This window comes from Christiangramia crocea (assembly GCF_022410465.1).
In the GTDB taxonomy this organism is placed as follows: domain Bacteria; phylum Bacteroidota; class Bacteroidia; order Flavobacteriales; family Flavobacteriaceae; genus Christiangramia; species Christiangramia crocea.
The window spans coordinates 137350-161192 of the sequence record NZ_JAJSON010000018.1; the positions used below are offsets into that span (position 1 = coordinate 137350).

20 protein-coding genes are annotated in these 23843 nt (G+C 39.8%); 13 read left to right on the top strand and 7 right to left on the bottom strand.

Annotated elements, in window-relative coordinates:
- Positions 1-140 precede the first annotated feature (140 nt).
- From LU635_RS08140 to LU635_RS08155, 4 genes are all read left to right on the top strand, one after another.
- The gene (locus tag LU635_RS08140) at positions 141-2933 is read left to right on the top strand and encodes a TonB-dependent receptor (protein WP_240098001.1); all 2793 of its coding nucleotides are present in this window, start codon (positions 141-143) and stop codon (positions 2931-2933) included.
- 55 nt (positions 2934-2988) lie between these two features.
- The gene (locus tag LU635_RS08145) at positions 2989-4026 is read left to right on the top strand and encodes a hypothetical protein (RefSeq protein ID WP_240098003.1); all 1038 of its coding nucleotides are present in this window, start codon (positions 2989-2991) and stop codon (positions 4024-4026) included.
- A 168-nt stretch (positions 4027-4194) separates the two neighbouring features.
- The gene (locus LU635_RS08150; RefSeq protein ID WP_240098005.1) at positions 4195-4533 is read left to right on the top strand and encodes a T9SS type A sorting domain-containing protein; all 339 of its coding nucleotides are present in this window, start codon (positions 4195-4197) and stop codon (positions 4531-4533) included.
- Positions 4534-4617: 84 nt separating this feature from the next.
- Positions 4618-5592 (top strand): LuxE/PaaK family acyltransferase, encoded by a 975-nt coding sequence (locus LU635_RS08155; RefSeq protein WP_240098007.1) that lies wholly within the window; start codon positions 4618-4620, stop codon positions 5590-5592.
- A 177-nt stretch (positions 5593-5769) separates the two neighbouring features.
- Here LU635_RS08155 and tyrS read toward each other — a convergent pair whose 3' ends face one another.
- A complete protein-coding gene (gene tyrS / locus LU635_RS08160; protein WP_240098009.1) occupies positions 5770-7065 on the bottom strand; it encodes a tyrosine--tRNA ligase in 1296 nt (431 codons plus the stop codon).
- Between the two features lie 157 nt (positions 7066-7222).
- Between tyrS and LU635_RS08165 the strand changes: the two genes are divergently transcribed.
- Positions 7223-8245: an NAD-dependent epimerase/dehydratase family protein gene (locus LU635_RS08165; protein ID WP_240098011.1), complete on the top strand. Its 1023-nt coding sequence runs from the start codon at positions 7223-7225 to the stop codon at positions 8243-8245.
- A 2-nt stretch (positions 8246-8247) separates the two neighbouring features.
- Here LU635_RS08165 and LU635_RS08170 read toward each other — a convergent pair whose 3' ends face one another.
- From LU635_RS08170 to LU635_RS08180, 3 genes are read right to left on the bottom strand one after another with little or no spacing between them, the layout of a single operon-like run.
- Complete coding sequence (locus tag LU635_RS08170) at positions 8248-8784, bottom strand: DUF4296 domain-containing protein (RefSeq protein ID WP_240098013.1); 537 nt, start codon at positions 8782-8784, stop codon at positions 8248-8250.
- Positions 8774-10117: a dihydroorotase gene (locus tag LU635_RS08175; RefSeq protein ID WP_240098015.1), complete on the bottom strand. Its 1344-nt coding sequence runs from the start codon at positions 10115-10117 to the stop codon at positions 8774-8776. Before LU635_RS08175 ends, LU635_RS08170 begins: the two co-directional genes overlap by 11 nt.
- The gene (locus tag LU635_RS08180; protein ID WP_240098017.1) at positions 10117-10848 is read right to left on the bottom strand and encodes a polyprenol monophosphomannose synthase; all 732 of its coding nucleotides are present in this window, start codon (positions 10846-10848) and stop codon (positions 10117-10119) included. The genes LU635_RS08175 and LU635_RS08180 overlap by 1 nt, the downstream gene beginning before the upstream one ends.
- A gap of 100 nt (positions 10849-10948) precedes the next feature.
- On the opposite strand from LU635_RS08180, the gene LU635_RS08185 reads away from it, so the two are divergent.
- Both LU635_RS08185 and LU635_RS08190 read left to right on the top strand, forming a co-directional pair.
- Positions 10949-11602, top strand: a complete 654-nt coding sequence (locus LU635_RS08185) for a DUF4271 domain-containing protein (RefSeq protein ID WP_240098019.1) — start codon at positions 10949-10951, stop codon at positions 11600-11602.
- Positions 11603-11626: 24 nt separating this feature from the next.
- Positions 11627-12373: a uroporphyrinogen-III synthase gene (locus LU635_RS08190; RefSeq protein WP_240098021.1), complete on the top strand. Its 747-nt coding sequence runs from the start codon at positions 11627-11629 to the stop codon at positions 12371-12373.
- A 93-nt stretch (positions 12374-12466) separates the two neighbouring features.
- Here LU635_RS08190 and pckA read toward each other — a convergent pair whose 3' ends face one another.
- Together pckA and LU635_RS08200 are read right to left on the bottom strand one after the other, a co-directional pair.
- The gene (gene pckA / locus LU635_RS08195) at positions 12467-14065 is read right to left on the bottom strand and encodes a phosphoenolpyruvate carboxykinase (ATP) (protein ID WP_240098024.1); all 1599 of its coding nucleotides are present in this window, start codon (positions 14063-14065) and stop codon (positions 12467-12469) included.
- A gap of 78 nt (positions 14066-14143) precedes the next feature.
- Positions 14144-14533: a DUF423 domain-containing protein gene (locus LU635_RS08200; protein ID WP_240098026.1), complete on the bottom strand. Its 390-nt coding sequence runs from the start codon at positions 14531-14533 to the stop codon at positions 14144-14146.
- Between the two features lie 68 nt (positions 14534-14601).
- Here LU635_RS08200 and LU635_RS08205 point away from each other — a divergent pair, with 68 nt between their 5' ends.
- A complete protein-coding gene (locus LU635_RS08205; RefSeq protein WP_240098028.1) occupies positions 14602-15975 on the top strand; it encodes a saccharopine dehydrogenase family protein in 1374 nt (457 codons plus the stop codon).
- A 51-nt stretch (positions 15976-16026) separates the two neighbouring features.
- Entirely contained in the window at positions 16027-16497 is a 471-nt protein-coding gene (locus LU635_RS08210; RefSeq protein ID WP_240098030.1) for an Lrp/AsnC ligand binding domain-containing protein, read from the top strand.
- Positions 16498-16608: 111 nt separating this feature from the next.
- Here the strand turns inward: LU635_RS08210 and LU635_RS08215 are convergent, their stop codons facing one another.
- A complete protein-coding gene (locus tag LU635_RS08215) occupies positions 16609-17301 on the bottom strand; it encodes a zinc metallopeptidase (RefSeq protein WP_240098032.1) in 693 nt (230 codons plus the stop codon).
- A gap of 199 nt (positions 17302-17500) precedes the next feature.
- Here LU635_RS08215 and pyrH point away from each other — a divergent pair, with 199 nt between their 5' ends.
- From pyrH to LU635_RS08235, 4 genes are all read left to right on the top strand, one after another.
- On the top strand, positions 17501-18208 hold the full coding sequence (gene pyrH, locus LU635_RS08220; protein ID WP_240098034.1) for a UMP kinase: 708 nt from the start codon (positions 17501-17503) through the stop codon (positions 18206-18208).
- A gap of 19 nt (positions 18209-18227) precedes the next feature.
- Positions 18228-18779 (top strand): ribosome recycling factor, encoded by a 552-nt coding sequence (gene frr / locus LU635_RS08225; RefSeq protein ID WP_240098036.1) that lies wholly within the window; start codon positions 18228-18230, stop codon positions 18777-18779.
- 109 nt (positions 18780-18888) lie between these two features.
- Positions 18889-21351, top strand: coding sequence for a DUF5686 family protein (locus LU635_RS08230; RefSeq protein WP_240098038.1), 2463 nt, complete (start codon positions 18889-18891; stop codon positions 21349-21351).
- Between the two features lie 76 nt (positions 21352-21427).
- Positions 21428-23830: an efflux RND transporter permease subunit gene (locus LU635_RS08235; protein ID WP_240098040.1), complete on the top strand. Its 2403-nt coding sequence runs from the start codon at positions 21428-21430 to the stop codon at positions 23828-23830.
- The last annotated feature ends 13 nt before the right edge of the window (positions 23831-23843 follow it).

The following is a 23843-nucleotide window of genomic DNA, read 5'->3' on the forward strand; positions in this document are numbered from 1 at the left end:
CATTAATTTGAATTAAAAAGGCTTCACGCAAATAGTAACATTAAGCTAACATTATAATGACAAACGGTTAATCCTCAGGTAATGCAGGCTTTACACCCCTGCCGTTAATTTGCATCGAGATTTTATAGCAAAAGACAGAAATGAAACGACTTTTAATTTTACTATTACTAACCGCATCAATTGTAACCGCACAGAATCCCAAAACCGGTTCTATTGCAGGAAAGCTTACCGACAGGGAAATGAGCGGAGAACCACTACCATTTGCAAATGTGATTATTAAAGAAACCTCCACGGGAACTACGTCAGACTATGATGGATTATATCAATTAAAGGGTCTTGAACCCGGAACATATACCCTGGTCTTTAGTTTTATTGGTTATGAAACCCTGAAAGTACCGGATGTGATTGTTGAACCAGGAAAAGTAACCGAAGTAAATACCGACCTTGGTTCCAGCGCTGCTTCCCTTGATGAAGTAGTGATCTCTACGGTTGCAAGACGTGATTCTGAGGTTGCCCTTCTTATAGAACAAAAGAATTCTGTTGAGATTAAAGAAAGTATCGGCGCCAGGGAACTTGCAAAACTGGGAGTTTCTAATGCGGCCACTGCCACCACGAAAATCTCCGGGGTAACCAGTAGTGAGGCTTCCGGTGATATATTCGTAAGAGGCCTTGGTGATCGATATCTATACACTACTATGAACGGGCTTCCGGTTCCCTCAGACGATGTGGAACGTAAGAATATCGATCTCGGATTGTTCCCAACGAGAGTAATTCAAAACATCAGCATTAGTAAGACTTATTCTGCCGAGAATTCGGCTGACCAGGCTTCGGGAACAGTTGATATCACATCAAGAGAACTTGCAGGAACCGAAGAACTTGACTTTGGCCTTCAGTTTGGCGTGAATACCAATTCAATCGGGGAATTCAGAAATTTCAAAGTTTCCCCAAACCAGGACGATGTATATTTCGGTTTTTACGATCAGGCGATCCCAATCCAACATTCCCTAAACAACCAGACCTGGAACACTCAAACCGATCCTTTTCCTCTTAACAGAAAGTATTCCATAACCGCAGGTAAAAAGTTTGGTGAGGACTTTCGTGTACTTTTAACAGCATCTCAGTCTGCAAAATTTGAGTACAACAAAGGTATGTTTCGTGAATACAGAAGTAACAACCTTTACGACTACTTTACCGATGTAGAGAATTACTCCAAAACTGATAACACAACCGGTTTACTGGATGTTACTTATAAATTAAGTGACAATCATCGTTTTAAGGCGACCAGCTTATTCATTAATAAGCTTGCAGACGAGGTATTCGAAGCGGGACGTAATGGAGAAGGTGTTGTATTTGAAGAAACCACTCCGAGTGAAAATCTCAATCAGTTTATACGTGACCAGAATATCAAACAAACCCGTCTTTGGGTAAATCAGTTACATGGTTATCATGACTTTCTTGACGGAAAGAACGAGTTAGACTGGGCTCTGGGTTACAACATTGTAAATGCAGATGAACCAAACCGTATTCGCAGCGAAGTGAACTTTGATGGCGGAGATTTTGTACAGTTGGCAAGAACCGGAGGCTATCAGCAAAGAAAATCTTCCCAGAAGATCGATGATACTGAATTGAATGCCTACTTACAGAACCAGTACAATTTTGTGAAGGATGAAGAATCTGGAAAGAATGTCTTTCTTAAGGCAGGAGGTAACTATAGAAACAAAGAAAGAGATTTCATCTCCCGTTTCTTTGGAGCTGATGAAGTAGAACTTAACAGTGTGAACCCACCATCGATCGATAACCTTACCACGGTATTCACCACTGAAAATTTCGAAAACGGAACTCTTGATTTCAACCGCCTTACTCCAGACAGATATAACGCAATATTGGAATCTTATGCTGGTTTTGCCAGTTTCAACTATGGAGCTGGTAAATGGAACATCAACCTTGGTGCAAGATATCAGCACGATAACCTGGATATAGTATTTGATGTAAATAACTATCCTGCAAACAAACCGGAGTTTTCGTTCAAATCTTATGACAACATCTATCCAAACCTGAATATTAAGTTTTCTCCTAGCGAGGATTCAAACATAAGACTGGCGGCAAGTAGAACGATTACCCTGCCTGAATTTAAAGAGGTTGCTCCTTTTGAGTATGTTTCTCAAACAGGACAGATCACCAGAGGAAATCCGGATTTAAATGCATCAACAAACCTCAACTTTGATCTTAAGTACGAGTTTTTTCCAAGTTCATCCCAGCTCATCTCACTTACCGGTTTCTACAAAAGAATTGAAGACCCTATCAACCGAGTTCAGGACAGAGGTTCTGCAGGTGTATTCTCTTATTTCAATGCTGGTGAAAGCGCAAATGTTTATGGCCTTGAGTTGGAAACCAGACTGGATGTAATTGAAAATGAAGTTCCGGAAGGAATAGATCTTGGGGTTTCCTTTAACGCATCAAGAATGTGGCATGAGCAGGATCTAAAGGAAGTATATAACGAAAATGGAACTTTTGTAAGAACCTTCAGATATAACGAAAAATCTGAAGTGGGACTTCAGGGAGCTTCAGACTGGATCTTCAATGGATCGCTTAACTTTTCCAATGAAACCGAAAATCCTTTCAGGGCTTCACTGGTAGCGAACTATGCTTCAGACAAGATATATGCACTTGGTGCTCCCGAAGTACAGACTCAGAACGATGTCTTCTATAATGATGAGATCATCGAAAAAGGTTTTATGACTTTAGATGCAGTCATTTCAAAAGAACTTAACGATCACTGGCAACTTGAATTAAAAGGTCAGAACCTGTTAAATCCGGAAATTGAAAGAGTACAGGCTATAAGGCCAAGTACCAGTGGAATAGAGAGTCTGGAAACCGTGAGATCATACACCAGGGGAGCCATTTTAAGCTTTGGAGCAAGTTATTCATTCTAATCTCAACTATTTATTAACCATTCAAAACCAGAATTTGAAAATTAAATTGAAAACAATGAAAAACGTATCGAAAAAAATCTTACTAATCTGGGGATTCACCTTTGGCCTTTTAACAGTAGGTTGTAGTAACGACCCGGTGATTGATCCAATTAACGATGGTAAAGAAAACCAATTACTAGGAAATGATCTTGAGGGTTCAGTTGAAGAAGACAGAACACTCGATCCCACCCAAACTTACAGCCTGACCGGAGTTCTTTCGGTGGAGTCTGGTGCAACTTTAACCATTCCTGCCGGAACCAGGATTGTAGCTAAGGATGATACCGATGCAACCGATGTTTATATCGTGGTTCAACAGGGAGGGAATATCGAGATCAATGGTACTTCTTCCGCTCCTGTAGTTATGACTTCAGCCAGTGGACAATCAGGTAGCTGGGGTGGTCTTGTGATCGCCGGTAACGGGGTGACTACCGAAGGTGTAGGAGCAACTGCCGAAGTTGGAGGAATTATATATGGAGGTAGTGATGCTGATGATAATTCAGGTTCCATTAATTACCTTGTACTATCTGATGCAGGGGCACAGATCAACTCTGAGTCTCAGTATAACGGACTTTCCCTGTATGCAGTTGGAGAAGGAACAACTATTCAGAACGTGGCTATCCTTAATGGAGCTGATGACGGAGTGGAATTTTTCGGAGGTTCGGTTGCTGTAACCAACCTTTATCTTGAGAATAATGAAGATGATGCCGTAGACTGGACTGAAGGATGGGACGGAAAGATTACCAATACTTACGTTCTACATACTATTTCGAATTTCTCAACCGCAATCGAAGCTGATGGTGTGAATAACATGCCTACTGTAGAGAAATTCACTGCTGTTTCTGAAACAGGAGGCACTGCCCTTCAGTTCAAAAAACAGTCTGGAGCAACCATTACCGGTCTTTCTCTAAGTGGATATGAAACTGTACTTGATATAGCTGAAAATGGCAGAACAGATCTTACCGGAATCCAGATTGAAGATATAACCGCCACTCCGGAAGCTACTTATGAAGTAGATGCTACCGTAGATGTATCTATTTTCTCCTGGGTAAATTAAAAAAACATTCTTTTTTGTTAATAATTTGATTATCAGCAATTAGTCATAAACCGGGCTGCTAAGCGCAACCCGGTTTTTTATTTATATTATTTTTAGATTTAATGACATTTTATTGGCAGGATTTTTGAAATTTTATTTGTAAGTTTGTTGAAATCTCTATCGCAAAGAATGAAGAAAAAGTACTTCTTAACTTTCTTACTTGTTGGTTTTCTGATGATTGCGGCACCCGCAATTGCTCAGGAAACTTCTCGTGCACCTCAGCGAACAGAGACACCAATTGATGGCTTATCCATATATCCTAACCCGGTAACAGGTGGAAAGGTTTATATTTCTTCAACCAAAAATCAGGATAAGATCATCGAGATTTTTAATGTACTTGGCAAGTCGGTATATAAAACCAGAATAAGAGGCAGGGAAATGGATGTTTCTACCCTTACTCCCGGCATATATATTCTTAAGATTCAGGAAGGAAAAGCGAAAGCCACAAGAAAACTGGTGGTAAAATAAAACTGATTCCTTTATTTTTTAGACAGCTTCTGTTTCAGAGGCTTTTTTTAATCCTTAATTTTGGATAAACTTTCCTTCTTCTCTATGCTTCAAGAAAGAATTTTTCAGATTTCAGAAGAAAAAGAATTCGAAACTCTATGCATGGAAGTTTTTAAACATCAGTTTAATAACAGCCCTGTCTACAGGCAATTCTGCAAACTCATCCATAGAACTCCTGAAAAAGTAGATTCTTATTCAGATATCCCATTTTTACCGATCGAGTTCTTTAAAAGCAAAAAATTAATATCCGCAAATAAACCTCCACAAATAACATTCACAAGTAGTGGCACTACAGGAAAAACAACCAGTAAACATTTTGTTACAGATCTTCGGCTTTATGAAAAAAGCTTTCTGTCTGCCTTCAAAAGTTTTTATGGAGATCCTTCAGAATATATATTTCTAGCACTGCTCCCATCCTATCTGGAAAGAAAAGGCTCTTCACTGATCTATATGGTAGATTCTTTAATTAAAAGATCGGATAAGCCTGAAAGCGGATTTTACCTTAACAATCTGGAAGAACTTGCCAGCAGACTTAAAGAACTGGACCAAAAGAACCGGAAAGTTTTTTTAATAGGCGTTTCCTTTGCTTTACTGGACCTTGTAGAACACCAGAATTTTAAGCTTAAAAATACCATAATAATGGAAACCGGGGGGATGAAGGGTCGTCGTAAAGAAATGATAAGAGAAGAACTTCACGCTATTCTTAAAAACGGTTTTGGAGTAGAGACCATACATAGCGAATATGGCATGACCGAATTGTTATCCCAGGCCTATTCCCGGGGCCATGGTATTTTTGAGTGTCCTCCCTGGATGAAAATCCTGATTAGAGATCCCGAAGACGCACTCTCATTTCAGCCCGAAGGAAGAACCGGAGGAATAAATGTAATTGACCTTGCCAATATTAATTCCTGCTCATTTATTGCCACTCAGGACCTTGGAAGAAAAAAAAATAAAAAAATTGAAATCCTCGGAAGGTTTGATAACAGTGACATTCGAGGCTGCAACCTTCTTTTGTTATAATTTTTTTAAAATTTATTTAGATTAAATGTAAAGAAGAGGAAATTTTTACGACCCAAAGGATGCAGAACGATATGACACTCAGGTCATTAAAATTCTGCAGGCTAAGTGAAATTTTTCATATTAGATTGGTTAGTTAGTTGCAAACCCCTTGAACGCCTGTTCAAGGGGTTTTGTATTTTAAACCACTCTGATTATATAGGTATTCTTTTTCCCTTTGTTCAGAATAATATATTTATTATTGATAAGGTCAGTAGCGGTGATCGTATAGTCCTCTTTCACTTTTTCCTTATTCACAGAGACTGAATTCTCCTTTAACGCCCTTCTCGCCTCTCCATTCGAATTCAAAAAACCTGTTTTGGCTGCCAGAGCCCCGATCATATCCAGGCCGTTTTCTATCTCGCTCTTTCCTACTTCAGCCTGAGGCACTCCTTCAAAAACATCTAAAAAGGTAGCTTCGTTCAGCTTCCTGAAATCATCTGCAGTACTCTTCCCGAATAAGACCTCAGAAGCGGTCACGGCATTCTCATATTCTTCTTCATTATGGACCGTTATCGTAACTTCTTTAGCCAATCTCTTTTGAAGCTTTCTCATATGAGGCGCTTCTTTATGCTCTTCTATTAAAGCCTCTATTTCTTCGCGTTCAAGAAAAGTAAATATTTTGATATACTTTTCAGCATCCTCATCACTGGTATTCAACCAGTACTGGTAGAATTTATATGGAGAGGTTCGCTTTGCATCCAGCCAGATATTTCCGCCTTCACTTTTACCAAATTTACTGCCATCGCTCTTGGTAATCAACGGGCAGGTAAGTGCAAAAGCCTTTCCGCCGGCTTTTCTTCTTACCAGCTCAGTACCCGTGGTGATATTCCCCCACTGGTCACTACCTCCCATTTGCAGTGTACAATCCATTTTGTCATACAGATAGTAAAAATCATATCCCTGCACAAGCTGGTAGGTAAATTCAGTAAAGGACATGCCATCGGTTCCTTCTCCAGATATACGATTCTTTACCGAGTCTTTGGCCATCATATAATTAACGGTGATATGCTTGCCCACATCCCGAATGAATTCAAGGAAACTTATTTCCTTCATCCAGTCGTAATTATTTACCAGTTCTGCATCATTCTCTTTTCCACTTTTAAAATCAAGGAACTGCGAAAGCTGATTTTTTACACATTCCTGGTTATGCCTTAAGGTCTCTTCATCCAGTAGGTTTCTTTCACTGGATTTACCACTGGGATCACCAATCATCCCCGTGGCTCCGCCTACAAGGGCAATAGGCTTATGGCCGCTTCTCTGTAAATGTGCCAGAAGCATGATCGGTACCAGATTTCCTATGTGCAGGGAATCGGCAGTTGGATCAAAACCCACATAGGCCGCTCTCATTTTTTCATTTAAATGTTCTTCAGTTCCAGGCATGGCATCGTGCAACATTCCACGCCAGCGAAGTTCTTCCACCAGGTTCTTAATCATTGTGCAAAATTATTTTCTTACTTAAAGCAGGCAAAATCCCTGGTTTTGGCTGGGTTTTGCCATAACATCTTTTATAAAAATTCAATTCTTTTTAAAAGCAGCCGTAAAGATACCATAAAGCTTTATTTTTCCTAAGTGCTTTAGCTATATTTACCCCATGATTCTGGTTACAGGAGGAACAGGTTTAGTTGGCACACATCTCTTATATGAGTTAGCGCAGAATAATGACAGGATTCGGGCGATCATGCGACCATCCAGTGATATCACGGTGGTGAGAAAGGTCTTCGGATATTATTCAGAAAAAGCCGAAGCCGATGAACTATTCAACAAAATAGACTGGATAACGGCGGATATCAATGATATTCCAGCCCTCACCAAAGCTTTTGATGGAATTGAATTCGTATATCACTGCGCGGCACTTGTCTCATTTGACCCTTCTGATGAAAAGAGGCTCCGAAAAATAAATATCGAAGGTACCGCCAATATTGTGAACCTCTGTATCACCAAAAAAATCCAGAAACTATGTTACGTGAGTAGTGTAGCCGCCATAGGTTCCGGACCCAGCAATACTGAAATAGATGAAAATGCCAAATGGAACCCCGAAGAAGACCATAATGATTATGCAATTTCAAAATACGGAGCGGAGATCGAGGTCTGGAGAGGCACCCAGGAAGGTGTAGATACAGTGATTGTGAATCCGGGAATAATCATAGGACCCGGTTTCTGGAATAACGGCAGTGGTCAAATATTCAGCAGAATAGACAAGGGGTTGAAATATCATTTCCCAAAAGTCACCGGATTTGTAGGAGTAGAGGATGTTGTTATGGCAATGACCCTTCTTATGAGATCTGAGATCAAAAATGAGAAATTCATCCTTGTATCCGAAAACTTAAGTTTTGAATACGTTTTCAAAAGCACTGCTGAATATATGGACAAACCAAAACCGTCCAGACAACTAAAAAAATGGATGATCACTCTTGGCTGGATATTTCAAAAAATTGGAAGCTGGTTTGGAGCTAAAAGACAAATCACCAGGGATTCGATAAGAAATCTTTACAATAGAACATACTATAATAGCTCCAGCATTTCAGAAGCAGTAAATCTGGAATTTACTCCCATGGCTGCAATTCTAAAGGAAACTTCCCATATTTATTTAAAAGAGACTGAAAGACAGAAGTAAGACTATATAGAATCTATTTCTCTTCTAACCGGAGTCGGAGGCAGCAAAAGGCTATCCTGATCTGGCCGTTCTACTTTTCTTATTTTAGCCCTCAAAGAGTCACTATCAATACCAAGAGAATCCAAAATTTTTAAAGAATCTTTTTGAGCAAGCTTGATACTATCCTCTCTTTTTGTTTCCACTTCCCTTAAGGAGTCGAGTCGGACTTTCATAGCCTGTATTCTAACTTTCACACTATCGAATATACGCTCATACTGCGTGTATTGCTCGGCATAATAATTATTGCTCCTTTCAAACTGCAAACTATCTATATTGAATTTCTCATAGATATACTCCTTCGGTTTTATACCGGTCTCCTCAAGTTTGAACTTATTATAATTTCTGGCTGCATGAAGCAGGGATAATTCCGTAAGCACATCTATCATCTTATTTTCCGGAATGAGATCATCCGGCTTTTCTGTCTTTTTCACATCCTGACAGGAAACCGAAAAGACCAAAAGAAGAAAAAGAGCAACAATATTTTTAAGGTTAACGGTCAAAGCTTAGTCGTTCTGCAATTTTAGAAAATGGCTGATGTTTAAAATTCTTGTAGACCAGTTTTCCGTTCACAAATGTATGGGTAACCCGCGATTTAAAGGTTGTTCCCTCAAAAGGCGACCATTTACATTTTGAAAATATATTGTCGGGTTGTACGGCCCATGGAGAATTAAGGTCCACCAGAACAAGATCGGCTTTATAGCCCTCCCTGATAAAACCTCTTTTTTCGATCTGGAATAAAATGGCCGGATTATGACAGGCTTTCTCCACAATCTTTTCAAGAGAAATCTTTCCCTGGTGATGCATTTGAAGAAGAGCCGGCAGGGCATGCTGAACCAAAGGTCCTCCGCTTGGCGCTTTGGTATACACATTCTTCTTCTCTTCCCTGGTATGTGGGGCATGATCTGTTGCTATAACGTCCAGATGATTATCCAAAAGTCCTGCAAGCAAAGCTTCCTGATCCTCTTTGGTCTTAACCGCAGGATTCCACTTTATAAAGGTTCCTTTACTTACATAATCTGAATCATTGAACCAGAGGTGATGAATACATACCTCGGCTGTGATCTTTTTATCTTTTAAAGCTTTCTTGTTATTAAAAAGACTTAATTCTTTCGCGGTTGATATATGAAAGACATGCAGTCTCGCACCGGTCTTTTGAGCCAGCTTTACGGCTTTGGAAGAAGATTTATAACAAGCTTCGGTACTTCTGATTTTTGGATGTAATTCAATAGGAATATCCTCCCCATAGCGCTCAATACATTCGGCAAGATTATCCTTAATGGTTTGTTCATCCTCACAGTGAACTGCTATTAACACCGGTGATTTCTTAAAGATCTGTTCAAGGATCTTTTCATCGTCTACCAGCATGTTCCCGGTAGAAGAACCAAGAAACAACTTCAAAGCTGCCACCGATTTTGGATCTATCTTCTCTATTTCACCAAGATTGTCGTTGGTCCCGCCAAACATAAAAGAATAGTTGGCATAAGAAGTTTCTGCCGCAAGCTTGAATTTTTCTTCCAGCAACTCTATAGTGGTAGTTTGTGGAAGAGTATTGGGCATTTCAATAAAAGAAGTAATTCCTCCGGCTACCGCCGCCTTTGAACCTGTCTCAATACACTCCTTATGAGTAAGGCCAGGCTCCCTGAAATGTACCTGATCATCAATAAGACCGGGCAGCAAATAAGTACCTTCGGCATCATAGATGCTCACATCGGGAGATTTGGCGCTAATACTTTCAGAAATCTCAGAAATAATTCCATCTTCTATAAAAACGTCACCATTCTGGATCTTTCCTTCGTTTACAATCTTTGCGTTCTTAATTAATACCTTTTTCATCAGATTTTTATCCTGTTAAACAGACTTTTCAGCTTCATTTTTATTACTCCAAAAGCGGCTTCTGAAATGATTGAGCCACTCATCTTGGAAGTTCCCTGTGTCCTGTCAGTAAAAATTACCGGGACTTCCACAATCTTAAATCCTAAAAGATGAGATTTGAACTTCATCTCGATCTGGAAAGCATAACCAACAAAGTGGATCTTATCCAGATTTATTGCTTCCAGAACCTTTCTTTTATAACAAACAAAACCGGCAGTTGTATCCTGTACATCCATTCCGGTTATAAACCTCACATATCTGGAGGCCAGCCAGGACATCAATACCCTGTTCATTGGCCAGTTTATAACATTCACCCCGGTTATATACCGCGAGCCTATGGCAACATCGGCTCCATCCCTTTTACAGGTGTTATATAAGCGCACAAGGTCATTCGGGTTATGAGAGAAATCGGCATCCATCTCAAAAATATACTCATAACTCCTGTTTAAAGCCCACTTAAAACCATGAATATAAGCGGTTCCAAGCCCCAGTTTACCCATGCGTTCTTCAAGGAACAATCGCTTCGGGAATTCAGCCTGTAAGGTCCTTACCCTTGTTGCTGTTCCATCAGGAGAATTATCATCTACTACCAGTATATGAAATTTACGTCTTTGAGAAAACACATTTCTTATAATGCGTTCAATGTTTTCAATTTCATTAAATGTGGGTATAATAATTATCCCATTTACCATTCCCAAAAATTTTGCACAAATGTAGGCAAATTAAATCTTCAAAACTTTATGTCATCCGCCGGGATTCAAGGTCAAAATTTTACATTTGTAAAAAAATTCTATGCAGGCCATTGAAAGAATTCATGAATATCAGGATTGGATCACTCTGGTATTTCTGGCATGCTTCATTCTTCTGGCTGTTGCAAAATTATTATTCCCTCAACGTTTTGCAGAATTTATATCCCTCTTAAACTCGGGTAAATTTATAGCCTTTAAAGGAAAGGAGAATAAGGCTTTTCATGGTTTTAACATTTTATTGTTATGCTTCCAGGCTTTAGCTGTTTCTATTTTTCTATTTATAGTCTATCGCTATTATTTTGAGCTTCGTCAACCGGCCTTAATTGTTTTTATAAGGATTTTCACAGCCTATATCTGCTTCATACTAATAAAAGCAGGAATAGAAAAAATCATCGGCAATATCTTTGAAATTGACGAAAAAATCGATTATTACCTTTTTCAGAAATTCAGCTACCGCAATTTCATATCAATTTTTCTACTGACAGCATCTTTATTTTTGATTTATAGTTTGAATCCAACAGCATTGCTCATTGGATTAACAGGGGGCATTACGCTCACTGCGAACTCTATTGCCCTTTTTATTATCTACAGAAGAAATCAAAGTGTACTTAGCGCAAATTGGTTCTATTTTATTTTGTACCTTTGCGCACTTGAAATTGCCCCTTATATTATTTTGTACAAGCTAATTACAATATAAAAAGGACCTAATAAAGTTTTATATATGAAAGTGAAAACAATTTTGGTTTCTCAGCCAGAACCTAAGGTTGAAAACTCGCCTTATTTTGAGCTGGAGGAAAAACAAAAAGTTAAAATTGATTTCATACCTTTTATTCATGTTGAAGGCGTGCCTTCTAAAGAGGTGAGACAACAAAAAGTAGATCTCACAAAGTATACGGCAATCGTTCTTACCAGCCGTAATGCCGTAGACCATTACTTTAGAATTGCTGAGGAAATGAGGTATAAGGTGCCTGATACTTTGAAGTATTTCTGCCAGAGTGAAGCTGTGGCCTACTACCTGCAAAAATATGTGGTTTACCGTAAAAGAAAGATCTATGTAGGAAAACGGACTTTTGCAGAACTAGCACCTTTGATCAAAAAATACAAAAACGAAAAGTTCCTTTTACCTTCATCAGATATGCTTAAGCCTGATGTTCCCAAGACTTTGAACAAACTTGGGATTGAATGGAAAAAGGCAACATTTTACCGAACCGTTGTGAGTGACCTTTCACATTTGAAAGATGTAACTTATGACATCCTGGTATTTTTTAGCCCAAGTGGAATTAAATCTCTTTTCGAGAATTTCCCGGATTTCAAACAGAACAATACACGAATAGCTGTTTTTGGCAACACTACAATCAAAGCAGCCAAAGAACATGGTCTGGTGGTGAACATCAAGGCTCCCACGCCTGAAACACCAAGTATGACCATGGCGATTAGCAAATATATAAGCGAGGTAAATAAGAAATAATCCGCTTCGGTTAATAAATAAAGTATAAACATAAAAAATCCGGTCAAATCAATGACCGGATTTTTCATTTACAACATCTAACAATTTAAAAAACTACTCTTTAGGAGCTCCATTCATTATTTCTTCATTTGCATAAGCTTCGAATTTGCTAAAATTCTTTCTGAAGAAATTTGCGAGTTCCTTTGCTTTTCTATCATAGGCTTCTTTATCTTTCCACGTATTCTTAGGATTGAGAATTTCTGAAGGTACTCCTTCACAGGATTTAGGCATTTGCAGACCAAAAATCTCATGGGTTTCATATTCCACATTATCCAGCTTACCTTCCAGAGCAGAACTTATCATTTCCCGTGTATACTTTAATTTCATTCTGCTTCCAACTCCATAAGGACCACCCGTCCAGCCTGTATTAACCAGCCAAACATTCACTCCTGCTGCCTTCATCTTAGCACTAAGCATTTCGGCGTATTTAGTAGGATGAAGAGGCATGAAAGGCGCTCCAAAGCAAGCAGAAAAACTGGGAATTGGTTCATCCACTCCTGCTTCGGTCCCCGCCACTTTCGCGGTATAACCACTAATAAAATGATAGGCAGCCTGGCCTGGATTAAGTTTACTTATTGGAGGCAAAACCCCAAATGCATCAGCCGTAAGAAAAAAGATATTCCTGGGATTCTTTCCTGAAGAAGGTTCCTGGATATTACTAATATGATGTATAGGATAGCTCACCCTTGTATTCTGGGTGATTTTAGTATTCTCGAAGTCAACATTGCCGCTTTCGTCAAGTACAACATTTTCAAGAATGGCGCCGGGTTTGATAGCCTGATAAATATCGGGTTCATTCTCTTCTGAAAGATTGATCACTTTTGCATAACAGCCACCTTCAAAATTAAAAATGGTATTATCTGCCGTCCAGCCATGTTCATCATCCCCGATAAGTCTTCTTTCAGGATCAGCCGATAATGTGGTTTTTCCTGTACCGGAAAGCCCGAAGAATATAGCCGTATCACCGTCTTCTCCTATATTGGCAGAGCAATGCATTGGCAGGGTATCTTTATAAACAGGAAGAATAAAATTAAGTGCGGAAAAAATTCCTTTTTTAATTTCACCGGTATAACCTGTACCTCCAATGAGAGCGATCTTTTTCGAAAAATTGAGAATAGCGAAGTTCTCCTGCCGGGTTCCGTCTACTTCCGGATCGGCCTTAAAGCCTGGCGCGTTCACTATGAGCCAGTCTTCCCTAAAATTCTCAAGCTGGTCATCATCAAGCCTCAGAAACATGTTAAAGGCAAACATATTGGACCACGGATACTCATTAACCACCCGTATGTTCAACCGATAATTCTTATCGGCACAGGCAAAGGCATCTCTAACATAAACTTCTTTCCCGCCAAGATAATCGACAACTTTTTTATAAAGTTTATCAAATTTCTCAGAATCAAAAGGAATATTGATATCTCCCCACCATACTTTATCTCTAGTTACTTCATCTTTAACAATGAATCTGTCCTTTGGAGATCTTCCGGTAAATTTACCTGTGTTCACAGCGAGGGCTCCAAATGAAGTTTCTACCCCCTGACCAAGTCTTAAAGTTTCTTCCTGAAGTTCCTGTGGAGATAACTGATAATGTACATTGGCATTATTGATCCCGTAACGCTCTAACGAAATCGTTTTCGTAATTTGGGTGTTTCCGACCATAAAAAAATCAAATCTGTGGTTTGTTTATGTGAACAAAAGTAAAAATCTTAGATAGATATACCGACAAACAGCCTTAAATTATTTCTTTTTTAACGTTATGAAATTGAGCAGTAAAATAAACCAGGCAATGATCAAAAGGGTTCCTCCCACCGGTGTGAGCAGGGCTATCCTTGTAAAATCGAAACTGGTCAGGGCATTGGTAGCCAGCAAATAGATAGACCCGGAAAAAAGAAATGTTCCGGTACATAACAAATAGAATATCCAGTTGAACTTTATATTCCAGACTCTACCAAATCCTCCAATGATCAAAAGTAAAAAGGCATGATACATTTGAAATCTCACACCTGTTTCAAATGAATCCAAAGAATTTTCAGAAATGATATCTTTCAGGCCGTGAGCTGCAAATGCTCCTAGAATAACGGCCAGTAATCCGAAAAGTGCTCCTGCAATTAAAAATCTTCTGTTCATACTTTCAATTTTATTTCATGCAAAGTTTTAATACATTCGTTTGCAACTACACAAAACTAACTTAATTTATGCGAGAAATTTTAATTGTGGGGGCTGGAAAATCTACCTCGGTCCTCATTAATTACCTGCTGCAACAGGCCGAAACTGAAGATCTCTTCCTTAGAATTGGCGATATAGATATCAACAATGCCAAAAAAACATGTAAGGATCATCCTAAATGTGAAGCATTTACCCTGGATGTGTTCAAGGCTGAAAGTCGTGAACCGGCGATCAAAAAAGCTGATATCGTTATCTCCATGCTGCCGGCAAGATTTCACATAGAAGTAGCTAAAGACTGCCTGAAATTTGGCAAAAACATGGTTACAGCATCCTATATAAGTGAGGAAATGAAAGCCCTGGACCCCGAGGTTAAGGAAAAAGGCCTTGTATTTATGAACGAGATCGGTGTGGATCCAGGCATAGACCACATGAGTGCCATGCAGGTAATAGACAGGATAAGAGATAAAGGAGGTAATATGTTACTTTTTGAATCTTTTACAGGTGGTCTGGTTGCTCCGGAAAGTGATACCAACCTGTGGAACTATAAATTCACATGGAATCCCAGAAATGTAGTGGTTGCGGGACAGGGCGGCGTTGCCGAATTCATCCAGGAGGGTAAATACAAATACATTCCATACCATCGTCTATTCCGTCGTACCGAATTCCTTGAAATTGAAGACTACGGAAAATTTGAAGGCTATGCCAACCGTAATTCGCTGAAATATCAAAGCATTTATGGTCTTGAAGATGCGCTCACTCTTTATCGTGGCACCATTAGAAAAGTGGGTTTCAGTCGGGCCTGGAACATGTTCGTACAACTGGGCATGACCGATGACAGCTTTACAATGAAGGGCTCAGAGGAAATGAGTTACCGGGATTTCATAAATTCCTTTCTTCCCTATTCACCAAGCGATTCGGTAGAATTAAAGACACGTCATAATCTTAAGATTGACCAGGACGATATTATGTGGGAAAAACTGCTGGAGCTGGATATTTTTAATCCCGGTAAGAAAATAGGACTAAAAGATGCCACCCCCGCTCAGGCACTTCAAAAAATCCTGATGGATAAATGGTCCTTATCACAGGATGATAAAGATATGATAGTTATGTACCACAAATTCGGTTATGAACTGAATGGAGAAAAAAGGCAGATAGATTCCACTATGGTGCATATAGGGGAAGACCAGTCCAAAACAGCTATGGCTAAAACAGTGGGCTTACCCGTAGCGATGGCAACCATAATGATACTGAATGGAGAGATCAAAACACCCGGGGTTCAGTTACCCATTCAGAAAGAAGTTTATGAGCCTTTGCTTAAAAAGCTGGAAGCTCATGATATAAAATTTAAAGAAAAAGAAACCGAATATCTGGGATATAATCCATTTGGAGAGGTAGGAAATTAAATTTAGAAAGCATTTTTCTTATTTTAGCTTAATTACCGAAAAATTAAGCTAATGAAGATAGTAAACGAAAATGTAAAGCTGGACGGGATAGACAAGACCATCCTGAACTTTTTGATGGAAGATGCTAAGAAGCCTATTCTTGAAATTGCAAAAAATATTGGAATAACAGGCGCTGCCGTACATCAGCGCTTAAGAAAACTTGAAAAATCGGGACTTATTGAGGGATCCAGGATGATGCTGGATGCCCGTCTTTTAGGATATAAGACCATGGCGTTTGTGGGAGTATATCTTGATAAGGCGGTTAGCAATCCGCAAGCTGTAAAACAGCTCAGTGAAATTCCGGAGGTGATCGAATGTCATTATACCACGGGGAACTGGTCAATATTCCTAAAGATACTCTGCCGGGATAATGAACATTTGATGAATGTTCTCAATAAGAATATTCAGGCAATAGATGGGGTTTCAAGAACTGAAACCTTTATATCACTTAATCAGCAGATCAACCGGCAGATCAAGATATAAAAAAGCTTACTTAAGTGTACCTGATTTTTCTACTCATAAAAATACCCCCAAATAGTGTCTAACTTTTTGGGGGTACGTCATTGATCGCAGCTTTTTATGATTGCATTATTTTTAATCCCTTCCCAAATAGATACTCAGGAAATACATGAGTGTTGCAAGCGAACCTATAGCAGCAACCACATAAGTCCTGGCTGCCCATTTCAGTGAGTCCTCTGCCGCATCATGCTCTGAACTGGTAAGCATATTTTCGTTCTCCAGCCACACCAGTGCTCTTTTACTGGCATCATATTCCACCGGAAGGGTAATAAAGCTAAAGAGCGTTCCCATTCCATACATAATGATACCAAGTAATAAAACGGTTTGACCTATACCCGATCCAACCATTACCATAAGCATAATACCTCCAAAAATGGCCCACTGGGAAAGTTTGGAAGCAACACTAACTACCGGCACGAGCGTACTTCTCATTTGCAGCCAGCTATAAGCTTTCGCATGCTGTACGGCATGTCCGCACTCGTGAGCAGCAACCGCAGCGGCCGCAGCATTCCTTTGGGAATAAACACCTTCACTGAGGTTCACCGTTTTCTTTGAAGGATTATAGTGATCTGAAAGCATTCCGGGGGTAGAGATTACCTCAACATCATGAATGCCATTATCTCTCAACATTCTTTCCGCTATTTCTTTTCCGCTCATCCCGTTTTGCAGATGGACCTTAGAATATTTCTTGAATTTGCTCTTAAGCTTATTGCTCACGAACATACTAACAAGAAAAATAAGTCCTGCTATTATATAATATCCCATCATAGGTTTAAAGTTTTATCTGTTTTTGGATTTCAAATATATCAAAAATCCGGCCACAGCATCTCTGGGGACAAAATTTGAAAAACACCCTGACATTAGTGGCATTTTCCACAATAAAAATGATTCCTTTCCAATTTAATGTCTTTATATTTCACAAATTCAGATATTAGTTATATTTGCAACGATTATCTAAAAATCAGCTATGCAATACAAGAGAATACTTTTAAAACTATCGGGAGAAGCATTAATGGGAAACCGCCAATATGGCATTGATCCTGAGCGCCTGGCAGAATATGCCGAGGAGATCAAATCGGTAGTCGATAAAGGTATTGAACTGGCCATAGTTATTGGAGGAGGTAATATCTTTAGAGGGGTTGCCGGTGCAAGCCGCGGAATGGATCGCGTCCAGGGAGACCACATGGGGATGCTGGCCACGGTGATCAATGGTCTTGCTTTACAAAGTGCCCTCGAAGATGCCGAAATTCAGACCAGACTCCAGTCGGCTATTAAAATCAATGAAGTTGCTGAACCTTTTATAAGAAGAAAAGCCATAAGACACCTTGAAAAAGGCCGCGTTGTTATCTTTGGTGGCGGGACCGGAAATCCTTATTTCACAACCGATTCTGCAGCCGTATTAAGGGCAATAGAGATAAAGGCCGATGTGATCCTGAAGGGCACACGAGTGGATGGCATCTATACTTCAGACCCTGAAAAAGATAAGGAAGCTACTAAGTTCGATTTTATTACATTTGAAGATGTTATTAAAAAAGGACTGAAAGTCATGGATACCACAGCTTTCACCCTAAGCCAAGAAAACGAATTACCAATTATTGTATTCGACATGAATAAGCCTGGGAATTTATTAAAAGTAGTAACCGGAGAACGTGTCGGAACCAAAGTGAACCTATAAAATTGTAAATCATATTAAAATGGATGAAGTTGAATTTATTCTAGAAGAAGCAAAGGAAGGAATGGAAAAAGCCATTTCCCACCTTAAAAAACAACTTTCAAATATACGTGCCGGAAAAGCCAACCCAAGTATGCTGGGAAGTGTTATGGTTGAATATTACGGGGCTCAGACTCCCCTTAACCAGGTAGCGAATGTGAATACTCCGGATGCGAGAACACTTTCTATCCAGCCTTTCGAAAAAAGCATGATCCAGGAAATCGAAAAAGGAATTATGCAGGCAAATCTTGGCTTCAATCCTATGAACAATGGTGAAAGCGTTATTATAAATGTACCACCACTTACCGAAGAAAGAAGAAAACAACTCTCCAAACAGGCCAAAGCCGAGGCTGAAGATGCCAAAGTAGGTGTGAGAAACGACAGGAAACAGGCCATGCAGGAGTTGAAAAAAGTAGAAATTTCTGAAGATGAGCTTAAAGATGCCGAAAATGATGTTCAGGAATTAACAGATAGTTATATCGAAAGGATTGACAATATACTTGCCACAAAGGAAAAAGAGATAATGACAGTTTAATGCTATCTTACTACATTTAAAATGCCGGTTTAGATCTGAATGAAGACCCAGATTTGATCCGGCATTTTTATTTTGTTTAATTTACCTGCAAAGCCTAAACCAGCCTGGGATGCGAAATTTCTTATTTATAGTATTATTCCTCTTATGCGGCATGAGTCTTTCAGCCCAGACCATCACTCCCGGAAGAGTTATAAATAAAGAAACCAGAAAGCCCCTGGCGTATGCCCAGATCCAGACTTCAGATGGCAGGCAGATCCTTACTAATATTGATGGAAGCTTTGAGATATCTATTCCAGGCGACAGCCTTTCGATAAAAATATCCTATGTAGGTTTTAAACCAATAACCACCCAGGTTCATAAATCAACCCGCTATCTGCAAATTGGTCTTAGTCCTTCTTACGAACAGTTAAACACCGTTCTAATTTCATCAGGGGCAGATCCCGCCGAAGAACTTATTAAAAGAACCATTGCAAGACGGGAACACAATGACCCGGAAAAAGTCCTGGGGGGTTTTAGCTACACCTCTTACTCAAAATTCATCATTGATAACGAATATAACCAGATGGAACTTAGGGCAGATTCTACTTCTGCAACGATTGAAACTATAATTGATGAAGGAAGAGCTTACCTTTCAGAAAAGCTATCGGAACACTTTTATACCGAAAAAGAGGGGCGCAAGGAAAAGGTTACAGGCATTAAGACCGCTGGTTTTGAAGAACCCGTATATAATGTTCTGGCCATGGAGGTGAATCCGCTTTCCCTGTACAAAAACGATTATCAGCTTTATAAAACCGAATATGCCGGGCCACTAGCCACTAATGCTCTCAAAAACTACGAATACAGGATACTGGACACCACAAGCACAGAAAGACCTGCCTACATGGTATATTTCAAACCCCGGCGGGAAAAGGTGGTTGCCGGCCTGGAAGGTATCCTTTATCTGGACACTTTAAACCTGGCCATCCAGAAAGCCAAAGCTCAGTTGCTGGGAGCAGTAAAACTAGAGGTGATCCATAACTATAAATACTATCCTGAAAAGGATATCTGGTTTCCTTCGGAACAGATCACCACTATTAGACCCGGATCTGGAGGAAAAGAAATAGCCGTTTTTGGAGGCACTATTTCGGTAGGAGCCGTTCAGCAAAAGAAAGGTATCCTTAGCAGCATTTTTGGATCGGAAGCGATATCCAATGATCTTTATCTTACTTCCTCTATCAGGAACTTTAATGTGAACCTTGATTTCAAAGGGAAAATTAGTAATCCGGGAGCTGAAATTGATGTTGAAGAAATGGCCGCGAAAAGAGATTCCGCTTTCTGGATACAGAATAGGAAGATGAAATTTACAGTCCGGGATGAAGCCACCCGGAAAAAAGTGGAGAGTCTACTGGATGCCGGAAATGTCAGGAGAAAGATCGAGGTAAAGAACGCTATAAAAACGGGCTCATATCCCATAGGGTTCTGGGATGCAGACCTGAGCAAGATATTCAAGTTCAACAACTATGAAGGAATAAGGCTTGGTTTTGGTGGCCGGACGAACAACCGGTTTTCCGGAAAATTCAACCTCAACGGCTACACTACCTATGGATTTAAGGATGAGGTCGTGAAATACGGGATAGGGTCCCAGATTTATCTCAACAAAAGGAACGGTACTAATCTCAATTTTTTCTTTTCCAGAGACATCCAGGAAATCGCTTCTTTCGATTATATAAAAGGCCGGAATACCTTTTCAATCCTGGAACCCAGATTTGTAAATATCAACTTTTTCTATAATTACCGCACCTACTGGTCAAGCCTTGAACACAGGATTACACCTAAAATGAACGCCGAACTCAGACTGGGCCGTGAAGAAATATGGCAAATTCAGGATTACAATTTCATAAAGGACGGAAACATCTATCAGGATTATGATCTAAACACAGCAACCCTGTCATTCTTATGGCAGCCATTCTCAAAATTCCTTAGTACTCCGGAAAAGAATATCCTTCTTGAAAAGATATTCCCTCAGTTCACAGGACAAATCCAGCAATCTTTTTCCACCCTGGGCGGGGATTTTAATTTCACCAGGATAGGACTAAAAGCAGAACATGAAATAAAACGGCTGGACCAGTCCAGAACAGAATTCATCCTGGAAGGGAATTATTCTTTTGGAGATCTGCCTCTTACCCACGCTTTCCATGCCTACCCTAACAATCCAAACCGGTCAAAGATATTCAGGAGATTTTCTGTAGCCGGCAGGAATAGTTTTGAAACAATGTATTTCAATGAATTTTACAGCGACAGGCAGGCAATGCTGCATATAAGGCATCAATTAAGGCCTTTCAGAATATCAGACAGTTTCAGGCCTGAACTGGTATTTATTTCCAGACATTCCATAGGCGATTTTGATGATATCGATTCTCACAGGAATATTCGTTTTAACACTTTGGAACATGGCTATTCTGAAGCAGGAATGGAAATTAACAAGATCTTCGCGGGATTTGGATTAAGTGCAGCATACAGATATGGAGCCTACCACCTGCCCACCTTTAAGCAGAATTTCTCATTTAAGTTCACCCTGCAGCTTCAACTATAAATGTTGGAAGATTAATCAGTTAATACCAAACTAATTAAAGGAGCTTTTTTTACCTTTGCGCCGCTAAAATACAGCCATGCATAAGATTTTTAGCTTTGGATTCTGGAACTCCATTGCCCGCCTAATTTTACGAAACAGGATCACCATCATTGTAATGATAGGGATTGCAACCTTTTTGCTTTCCACGCAATGGAAAAACATGCGTTTTTCCTATACGGAAGCAAATCTGATGCCTGATGACCATGAGGTGAATATCAAATACACTGATTTTCTTAACAAATTTGGTGAAGAAGGCAATCTTATACTTCTGGGAGTCCAGGATTCAGCACTTTTTACTCCGGAAAAATTCAGGGCATGGAACACTTTTACTGAAAAGCTTCAGGGATATCCCGAAGTAGACCATATCATCTCCCCTGCCAGCCTGCAGGAACTTAAGAAATTCGAAGACCCCAAGAGGTTCGAAATGAAGCCAATTCTGGAGGAAGAACCGGACAGCCTGGAACTGGAACAGTTTGAAAATAAACTTTTCACCGAACTTCCATTTTACGAGAACCTGGTTTATAGTTCGCATTCCAACACAATTCAATCTGCACTTTATCTGAATAAGGAACTGGTCAATACCAAGGCGAGAAAGATCTTCGTTCTGGAAGAGCTTAATCCTTTAATTGAGGAGTTCGAGGAAAAATATGATATAGATGTCAGGGTTTCCGGAATGCCTTACATAAGGACGCTGAATTCGCAGAATATCATAGATGAAATCGGGCTTTTTATTGTTGGCGCACTACTGGTAACCTCCCTTATTTTCTTCTTTTTCTTCCGTTCGGTAAGAGCTACCATGATTTCAATGTTCACCGTATGTATTGGAGTAATGTGGGCTTTTGGTGTCATTGGTCTGCTGCATTATGAAATAACCATACTAACGGCGCTTATTCCTCCGCTTATCATTGTAATAGGAATCCCAAACTGCATCTTCCTTATTAACAAATATCAGCAGGAGATAAAGAAACATGGGAACCAGGCCAAATCCCTTCAGAGAGTGATCACCAAGGTGGGGAACGCTACTTTGATGACCAACGTAACGACGGCTTCCGGTTTCGCTACATTTATTCTGACCGATAGCCAGCTTCTGCGTGAATTTGGTGTGGTGGCTTCCATCAATATTCTGGCAATTTTTGTCCTAAGTCTTTTGATCATCCCTGTGATCTATAGTTATCTGAAACCTCCCAAGGACCGTCATCTTAAACACCTCACTAAAAGATGGATCGGTGGTTTTGTAAACTGGATGGAAAAAATGGTAAGACATCACAGGATCGCAATTTACATCTCTTCTGTAGCACTACTGGCTCTAAGCATCATAGGCATTTATACCATCAGGATTTCGGGAAGTATCCTGGAAGACATGCCGCAAAACACCCAATTTTTTAAAGATGTAAAATTCTTTGAAAGTGAATTCGATGGTGTGATGCCACTTGAAATATTCATAGACACCAAAAGGCCTAAAGGAGTTTTAAAACTTTCCACTCTTAAAAGAATGGACGAACTGGAGAATTTCATTCAGGAAATTCCGGAACTTTCAAAGCCCCTTTCCGTCACCAGACTGGTAAAATATTCAAAACAGGCATACTATAACGGAAATCCAAAATATTATCAGCTGCCTACCTCCCAGGAAAGAAACTTCATCATGCCATACGCGAAGAATCTTTCCTCTGAAGAAGGCCTTATGCTGTCTTATGTTGATTCCACAGGCCGCTATGCACGCATCACAACTTTCATGCAGGATGTGGGGACAGAAAAAATGGAAAGCATAGAAGAGGATCTCATCCCTCAGATAAATAAGATATTTCCTGAAGATCGATACGAGGTTTCATTAACCGGTAAGGCCTTATTATTTCAGAAAGGAACGAGTTACCTGGTAAGAAACCTGATAATTTCACTGGGGCTTGCAATCCTTCTAATCGCTTTACTAATGGCCTGGATGTTCAGAAGTTTCAGAATGATCCTTATATCGCTCGTTCCTAACCTATTACCATTACTGGTAACGGCAGGAATGATGGGCTTTCTTGGCGTTCCCATCAAGCCATCAACAATTCTGGTATTCAGTATTGCATTTGGAATCTCTGTAGACGACACCATACATTTCCTGGCAAAATACCGCCAGGAACTTAAGGCCAATAACTGGAAGATAAAGAGGTCGGTATATGCAGCCCTGAGAGAGACAGGAGTTAGTATGTTCTACACCTCTATCGTGTTATTCTTCGGTTTTTCGGTCTTTATGATCAGTAGTTTTGGGGGAACTGTAGCGCTGGGAGGCCTGGTTTCGGCAACCTTGTTATTTGCCATGCTGGCAAATCTTCTCTTATTACCATCTTTACTGTTAACACTGGAACGCAGCATCGCCAATAAGGAGGTTCTGAAAGAGCCGGCAATGAAGATCATTGAGGAAGAAGAAAATGATGAAGAAATAGCTGAGACTAATTAAAATATTAATGAAA